This is a genomic window from Ruminococcus flavefaciens ATCC 19208, from assembly GCF_000518765.1.
Lineage (GTDB): Bacteria > Bacillota > Clostridia > Oscillospirales > Ruminococcaceae > Ruminococcus > Ruminococcus flavefaciens.
On the sequence record NZ_JAEF01000007.1, the window covers coordinates 275,212 to 283,615 of the forward strand.

Consider the following 8,404-nt stretch of genomic DNA (forward strand, 5'->3'; position numbering starts at 1 on the left):
GGCGACTCCACAACTCTAAACTCTCAACTTTTTACTTCTGCTCTAACTCTTTGTTTCTGAAATCATAAAAGCCACAGCTTACACTGTGGCTTTTATGATAAATTGTAAAGAATATCATTTATCGAAAACGACTTTCCTTACAGTCATTAACACTTCGTACCTCCTGAGAGTGTACCGCCAAAGGCTGCAAGCTGAGTCGGATCGACCTGCTGGAAATATGTGGAACCGTTAAGTGTTCCGCCTGTGTAGAAAGATGCGCCCGATGTTCCATTGCCGCCTGCCTTTAACTGACTTACAGCCTTGTCTACGATGAAAGATACTATTACCTTTCCGTCGCTTTCTACCAGTGATAATCTTGTGTTTGCGGATACATTCGATGAAGCTGTAACGCTTGCAGACATCTCACTGCCGCCCATGCTCATTCCGCCCGAAGGACAATTTGATACCCATGTGCCGCCCTTTACTGAGATAGTGCTGCCGCCGTCGCCGCAGTCAAATGGCTCGTTGCCGTTTGAGATGATGTAGCCGCCGTTTATTTCAATATTACCGTTGGAATCGTAACCGTCGTGGTCGCCGTTGGTAGCATTGACTATTGCTAAACCGCCGTTGAACTGGAGAAGATAGTTTCCTGAGTTGCCGCCGCCGAAGCCGCCGCCTCCAAATCCGCCGCCGCCCTGCTGCCAAGGCATACCTGTGTTACCCATTCCTGAACCGTCACTGCCGCCTGCTGCATTGTAGCCGTCGTCAGTGGAGTTTACGATAACAGAACCGCTGTTCTGGTAAATTTTCTGTGCTTCGATACCCTCATAGCACTTCTCTACAGCGATAACGATATCCTCGTAGCTGCCGCTGTTCTTAGTACCGATAGTGAGCTCATGGTCTGCATGAGCACCGTCATCAGCTGATGAAAGCTTTAACTCGCCGCCGATAAGCTGCATACTACCGCCGCAGTGAATACAGTCATCTGAGGAGTCGATAGTGATAGTACCGTCATTGATAGTGATATCGCCTACGCTCTGCCATGTAGTGCCAGCCTCGTCATAAAGACCTACAGCCTTTATGCCCTTTGCGGATATGTCGGTCTTGTTGGAGTTTCCGTCCATCATGCCGCCCATTCCGCCGCCGGGTCTGCCGCCGCCGGGATTGAAGCCGCCGTTATTGCCGCCTGTTGAGCCGCTGCCTGTGTATGAGCTGCCCTCAAAGGTCTTGATAGTCAGATCGCCGCCGTTCATGGTGAAGAACTGCTCTGCTGAGATACCGTCAGCGTAGGAATCAATATTTATAGTACCGCCGTTGATAGTAACAAGTCCCAACTGCTTTGCTGTTGAAGAAACATCAGTGGAAGTTGCCTTGATACCGTCGCCAGCCTTTGTTTTTACGGTTACGGAGAGAGCCGAATAGTCCTCTTCCTTACCGTCTGTTGGTGCATTGCCGATAGTGAGAGTATCCTTTGCACGGATACCGTCATCAGCTGCGTTAACGACCAAAGTGCCGTTGTATATCTTTATATCGTCCTTGCCTACGATAGCATCTGCTGCGTTGCCGTTTACTGTGAGCTTGCCCTTGCCCTTGAACTTTATATCGTCCTTGGAGTAGATAGCTCCAGTATCGTTGTCAGCATTTGTGTACTCAGTACCGTCAGAGATAGTATTCTCTGTGCCGTTCTTTGCAACGATAACGACCTCGTCTGCGATAGACGCTACATATATAGGAGAAGTTTTTGTATTTGTAAGGCTCATGCCGCTGAGATCAAGCTCTACAACTCCGTCGGGATAAGCAGTCTTGTCTACGTCAACTATGATCTGACCGCCTGTCATCTCGCCTGTTACTGTAAATACGCCGGGCTGAGAGATAGTGCAGACGTTATTCTCCACCTTAGCTTCTGATGAAGCATTTGTGGTCATACCTGCGTCAGAAAGAGTTATTGTAAGACCTTCTGTAACTGGTGTAGGATCATCAGGTGTAGTAGGATCGGTAGTTGTACCGCTGCTTATACCTGTAGGATCAACATTATCGAATACAGTTACAAGGCTGAGCTGGAACTGTGTCTGCTTGCCGTCTGTATGAGTTACAGCATTACCTGTTGCAAGGTTCTTGAAGCCGCATGACTTAGCGCCGTTGATAGACTCATCGCTGAAGAGGACATATCTGTACTTCTTCTGATACTTTACATCAACACTGCCTGCAACTAATGCATTGTCCTTGCTCCATGTACCGTCCTTTGAATTTTCGGAATTAAGGATACAATTGAGCAGTGCAGTAGTCTGTGTAGTGCCTGTAAGGAGCTTTTCATCAACCTGATTATCAGTAGCAGTAGCAATTACTGTACCGCCTGTGATATTAACGCCTGTTACAGCTGTAAGGCCTCTGTCGCCGCCTGCAATGAGCTTGCCGCCGCTGATGTCGATAGTTGTTTCAGCCTGTACAGCATCATTACCCGCCTTGATCTTGGTAGTACCGCCTGAGATAGTAACTGCGCCCTTGCTCGACTTGATACCGTCGCCCTCAGCTTCTACCTTGAGCTTGCCGCTCTTTACTGTAACGGACTTCTTGCCCTTTACAGCGTCAGTCTTATCTGTAGAGTTCAGCGCCTCGATAGTAATATCACCGCCGTTGAACTTGATATCATTGTTGCATGAGATAGCGTCCTGAGTGTTAGCAGTTATATTGAGAACACCGTCGCCATTTTCGCCGCCCTTGATAGTAAGGTCGTCCTTAGCTTCGATAACAGCTAATTTAGCGTTATCCCCTGAATAAGCAGTGTCACCGTCTGTAATTGTATTAGTAGTACCGTCAACAATGTTTATAGAGGTATTCTCCGCATTTGTAACATAGATAGCAGGAGCAGTCTTACCTGTGATATTTGCATTGTTGAGGAAGATCTTTACTGTCTCAGCATCTGCTGTTGTATCAGCAATATTTACGTTTATCTGTCCGTCATCGAGAGTACCGTCAATGTAAAACTCACCCGAATGAGTGATAGTAACTGTAGTACCGCTTACTGTTGCATTCTCGCCCTCGACCTCGATAGAAGTGTTCTTAAGGTGGATCTTAGTAGCATCTGTAACAGGCGGAACGTCTGTCTTGCCGCTGCTAAGCTCGCCCTTGCCTAAGAGATACATCTGGATAGCAAGCGCATCATTTGTGGATACACCGTCGTTTGCGCCGTTACAGTCAGCATTCTTCCAGCCCTGTTCAGTAATAGCATGAGCGTCTGAACCGCCTACGCCGTACTTATTAGGATTGGCAAGTGCCTGCATTATCATAACAGCATCGGAAAGATCAACCTGTCCGTCACTGTTGGCATCGCCGACTATTGTTGAAACAGCGGCATCAGCTGCAAAACTGCAAACAGGAAGTGCAGAAGCAGCAACACATACTGCTGAAAGACCTGCAACAAGCTTCTTTAAGCCATGCTTTTTCATAAATATCATTCTCCTTTTTTTAATATCGCCCATTCAAAGTCAACCAAGTTTTGACTATAGTTAGATTATAATGTCTGCACCTTGAAATAATCTTAAATTTGACTTAAAAGAGTCTTAAGATTGCTATTATATGGGCACAGTTTTTTTAATTCCTCTATCATATCCCCTATTTTTTATTATACACTTTTTACCTTCTTTAATCAATTTAGCAATCAGCACAAAAATAACATATCCTCATTGAGCACATTGCTTCACCTCAAAAACAGCATTATTCAATCCATAATTGCTGTATGATTCAAAACGACTTGCAAAAAAGCCACATTTGCAGTATAATAGTTTTTAGTGATTAGTAATTAGTGAATAGTGAGTAGAGAGTAGTAAACAGATAGCAGTTACTACTCGGCGAAGCTTGATTATGATTAAGTTGAGAATTGAGAGTTGCGGAGCCGCTTTCGGCGACACATTTAAATTATGTGAGCAAAGCGAATATAACCATTCTACTTTCTACTCTCTACTTACTACTTACTGAAGAAGGGAGGCAGCCACTGTGAAAATAGATACGAATACTCGGCAGATACTTACAGAGCTTGAAAGCTGCGGCTTTGAGGCATATATGGTCGGCGGCTGTGTCCGCGACGGCATAATGGGCAGGAACTGCCACGATATAGATATTACCACAAATGCTCTTCCCCAGCAGATACTGGAAGTTTTCCGCGATTACAGAGTAATACCCACGGGAATAAAGCACGGTACTGTCACCGTACTTTGTGGAGGCTCGCCCTTTGAGATAACTACTTACCGCATCGACGGTGAATACTCCGACCACCGCCGCCCCGACAAAGTAGAGTTCACATCTGATATTACCGCCGACCTTGCGCGCCGTGATTTCACTGTAAATGCCATTGCAATGGACAAAAACGGCAGCATCATCGACCCATTCGGCGGAAAAAACGACATCGCAGCAGGTATCATAAGATGTGTCGGTGAGCCGGAAAAGCGTTTCACCGAGGACGCTCTCAGGATAATGCGGGCTGTTCGTTTTTCGTCGCAGCTCGGCTTCACTATCGACGAAGCTACCGCAGCAGCCGTACACAGAATGAAAGACGACCTGAAAAAAATATCCCGTGAACGTATACGTGACGAGCTTGACAAGCTTATCTGCGGCAAAAACTGCATTGATGTGCTGCTTGATTACAGCGACATAATCACCGCAGTTATCCCCGAATTTCAGCCATGCATCGGACTTGACCAGCGCTCACCATACCATAAATACACGGTTTGGGAGCATATCGTCCGCGCACTTGCTTCTGCTCCCTGCGAGGATATACAGCTCCGCAGAGCTCTTTTCTTCCACGATATCGGCAAACCTGCATGTATGACACTTGACGAAAACGGTCGCGGACACTTCAAAAAGCATGACAGTGTTGGTGCGGAAATGACTCGGGAGCTGATGAAGGAGCTGCGCTACGACAATAGGTCAATCACCGATGTTTCCACGCTTATCGCCAATCACAGCAAAAAGATACGCTGCCGCGCAGATGTGAAGAAAATGATGTCCAATATCGGGGACGAGCTTTTCTTCAGCCTTATGGTCATGAAAAAATGCGATAACTCGGCTAAAAATGAATTCGTCCTCGAAGAGAACATCTTCTTTGACAAGCTTATCGAAATGGGGCACGAAATAGTTGCCAATAACGAGTGCAGAAATATCCGCGGACTTGTTATAAAAGGCTCAGACCTTGCTGTACTGGGCTTTAAAGGCTCGGAAATAGGCAGTCTGCTGCACGAGATACTCGGACATGTCATAGACGGGAACCTTAGCAACAGCAAAGCCGAGATAATGGATTATGCAGAACAGAGGTGCAGGTTATGACAGGAAGAATACATTCAACAGAGAGCTTCGGAACAGTTGACGGTCCGGGAGTACGCTTTGTGGTGTTTTTTCAGGGCTGTCCGCTGAGGTGCAAATACTGCCACAACCCTGATACATGGGACTTTTCAGGCGGCAAAGAGACTACCGCAGAGGAGCTTATGAAAGAGTACGATTCATATAAGGAGTTTCTCAAAACAGGCGGTATCACCGCAACAGGCGGCGAACCTCTTGCTCAGCCCGAATTCCTTGCAGAGCTTTTTGCACTTGCAAAAAGCAAGGGTGTCCACACCTGCCTTGACACTTCCGCAGGAGTTTACGATCCTTCACATCACGAAAAGATAGACGAAGTGCTGAAATATACAGACCTTGTTATGCTGGACATAAAGCACATCGACAGCGACTGCCACAAGGAGCTTACAGGCAAGGGAAACAGCAATATCCTTGCATTTGCCGAGCATATCCGTGATATGGGCATACCTGTATGGATACGCCACGTTGTAGTGCCGGGTATTACCGATAAATATGAGGAGCTTTTCGCGCTTGGCGAGTATCTGTCCACTTTGAGCAATCTGAAAGCCCTTGATGTGCTCCCCTATCACGACATGGCAAAGCCGAAATATGCAGAGCTGGGACTGGATTATCCTCTCGGCGACACACCTCCACTCTCTAAGAAGGATGCCATAAAAGCGCGCAACACAATTATGGACGGCATACGTTCGGGACTCCGCAAACAAAAATAATATCTCACGGCCTCTGACACACATCAGAGGTCTTTTTCATATTATTAGTAAGTAGAGAGTAGTGAGTAGTAAGTAGTATTATGCAGCGAAGCTGTTTCTACTCTCTACTATCTACTAACTACTTACTCAAATCCTATTTTGCAAAGCAAAATTAGGATTTATAACAGCGTGCCGTATGCTGTAAAGCGGTGGAGAGATATTATGTGCGGAATTGCAGGAGCTATAAGCTTTATTGAAGATATGCGCGAGGATATGAAAATTTATGAGAAAATGCAGCGTGCGCTTCTGCGCCGCGGTCCCGATCAGCATAGCATGACGCTGACCCGTGAAGCTGCACTTATACACACCCGTCTTGCAGTCATTGACATTGACGGCGGCAGACAGCCTATGAGCTGCGGGAAATATACAATTGTATATAACGGCGAGCTTTACAATACCGCTGAGCTCCGCAAAGAGCTGTCCGACGAATTCTCCTTTGACACTCATTCCGATACCGAGGTAGTTCTCAAAAGCTACATAAAATGGGGCAGCTCCTGCGTCGACAAATTCAATGGAATCTTTGCCTTTGCAGTTTGCGACGAGCAGGAGCACCGCGTTTTCCTTGCCCGTGACAGGATAGGCGTAAAGCCCCTTTTCTACTATGACACGGGCAGCAAGCTCATTTTCGCCTCCGAGCTCCCTGCTCTACTTGAACACCCAGATATCCCACATGAGATAGACGCTCAGGGTGCGGCGGAGCTTCTCCTCATTGCCCCGGGACGAACTATGGGCTGCGGAGTCATTCGCGGAGTCAAGGAGCTTAACGCAGGCTGGTGTGGATATTACAGTACAGACGGGCTGCGGCTGTGGGAATACTGGCGGCTTCGGGCATATGAGCTCCACGAGAGCTTTGAACAGACCGCCGAGCATGTCCGCGAGCTTGTTCTTGACTCTATCCGCCGTCAGCTCGTTTCCGATGTGCCTGTATGCACCTTCCTTTCGGGCGGACTTGATTCAAGCCTTATTTCCTCGGTGGCAGCTTCTGAACTGAAAAAGCAGGGCAAGACTCTCTCCACCTTTTCCGTGGACTACCGCGACAACGATAAATACTTCCAAAGCAGCCATTTTCAGCCTGACAGTGACCCCGAGTACATCTCCTGCATGGCTGAATATCTGGGTACAGACCACCATTGGACAGTAGTCGATACTCCCGAACTTATAGCCGCTCTCGATGAAGCCACAGAAGCACGGGGGCTCCCGGGAATGGCAGATGTGGACGCTTCTCTCCTGCTTTTCTGCCGCGAGATAAAGAAATACGGCACAGTTGCACTTTCTGGCGAGTGCGCAGACGAGATATTCGGCGGCTATCCGTGGTACAGGGATAAGGATATCCGCATGACTGACGGATTTCCGTGGGCGCAGAGCACTGCCTACCGCAAACGCTTCATCTGCGACGACTACGCTGCAAAGATAGATGCCGAGGAATACGTTTACAGCGCGTACCGAAAAACTGCCGACTACGCCATGAAGCTCCCTGATGACAGTCCCCTCGAATACCGTATGCGCGAGATGACTCAGCTGAATTTTCACTGGTTCATGCAGACTCTGCTTGACCGCAAGGACAGAATGTCCATGTACAGCGGACTTGAAGTCCGTGTGCCATTCTGCGACTACCGAATTGCCGAATACCTGTATAATGTGCCGTGGGAATACAAGGACTATATGGGCAGAGAAAAAGGACTTCTCCGCGAAGCCATGAAGGAATGGCTGCCCGAAAAAGTCCTGTGGCGCAGGAAGAGTCCATATCCGAAAACTCATAATCCTGCATTTCTTGAGGGAGTTACCGCGAAGCTGCGGGATATCCTTGACAACGGCGGCGAAAGGCTCACTCAGCTCGTCAAACGCGAAGAGCTTGAAAAGCTGCTGCGGCATGAAGAGCACGTACAGTGGTACGGTCAGCTCATGAATCTGCCACAGACTATCGCGTTCTTCATTCAGCTCAATTACTGGCTGGAACGATTCGATATAAAGCTCACATAAATCATAATTTAGCTTTGCTGAATTTTGATTTGACCTGTTAGCCCATTGTAGGGAACGCCGCCCTCGGCGTTCCGTGTAGGGGGCGGATATTATCCGCCCGAAATGTAGGGGACGGCGTCCTCGACGTCCCCAAGAGAGCGTATCAAACTGTTAAGGGACGCCCTCTCTTGCAGGACCCCCTAATCGGGTCCGTCCCCTCTGTCGCGCTGCGACATCTCCCCACCCCGTGGGGAGTCACCCTCTTCCGAAAACAATTCACTGGATTGTTTTCGGAATTCACCCTTGCGGTGCGCCTTCGTATTATTTCGCTGTTCTTTAAAAGCTGGGAACAGCGACCAAAGGCTCTG

Annotated in this window: 4 protein-coding genes; 3 read left to right on the plus strand and 1 reads right to left on the minus strand. The window is 48.0% G+C overall.

Going from position 1 to position 8,404, the window contains the following annotated elements:
- Positions 1 to 146: 146 nt before the first annotated feature.
- Positions 147 to 3,425 (minus strand): carbohydrate-binding domain-containing protein, encoded by a 3,279-nt coding sequence (locus L870_RS18315; protein WP_028516941.1) that lies wholly within the window; start codon positions 3,423 to 3,425, stop codon positions 147 to 149.
- Between the two features lie 547 nt (positions 3,426 to 3,972).
- Here L870_RS18315 and L870_RS0103410 point away from each other — a divergent pair.
- From L870_RS0103410 to asnB, 3 genes are all read left to right on the plus strand, one after another.
- Positions 3,973 to 5,298: a CCA tRNA nucleotidyltransferase gene (locus L870_RS0103410; RefSeq protein ID WP_028516942.1), complete on the plus strand. Its 1,326-nt coding sequence runs from the start codon at positions 3,973 to 3,975 to the stop codon at positions 5,296 to 5,298.
- Positions 5,295 to 6,038 (plus strand): pyruvate formate-lyase-activating protein, encoded by a 744-nt coding sequence (gene pflA / locus L870_RS0103415; RefSeq protein ID WP_028516943.1) that lies wholly within the window; start codon positions 5,295 to 5,297, stop codon positions 6,036 to 6,038. The genes L870_RS0103410 and pflA overlap by 4 nt, the downstream gene beginning before the upstream one ends.
- A gap of 201 nt (positions 6,039 to 6,239) precedes the next feature.
- Complete coding sequence (asnB, locus tag L870_RS0103420; RefSeq protein ID WP_028516944.1) at positions 6,240 to 8,057, plus strand: asparagine synthase (glutamine-hydrolyzing); 1,818 nt, start codon at positions 6,240 to 6,242, stop codon at positions 8,055 to 8,057.
- The last annotated feature ends 347 nt before the right edge of the window (positions 8,058 to 8,404 follow it).

Coding starts and splice junctions, on each gene's coding strand:
- pflA (WP_028516943.1), top strand. CDS start 5,295: ATGACAGGAAGAATACATTCAACAGAGAGCTTCGGAACAGTTGACGGT.
- asnB (WP_028516944.1), top strand. CDS start 6,240: ATGTGCGGAATTGCAGGAGCTATAAGCTTTATTGAAGATATGCGCGAG.
- L870_RS18315 (WP_028516941.1), bottom strand. CDS start 3,425: ATGAAAAAGCATGGCTTAAAGAAGCTTGTTGCAGGTCTTTCAGCAGTA.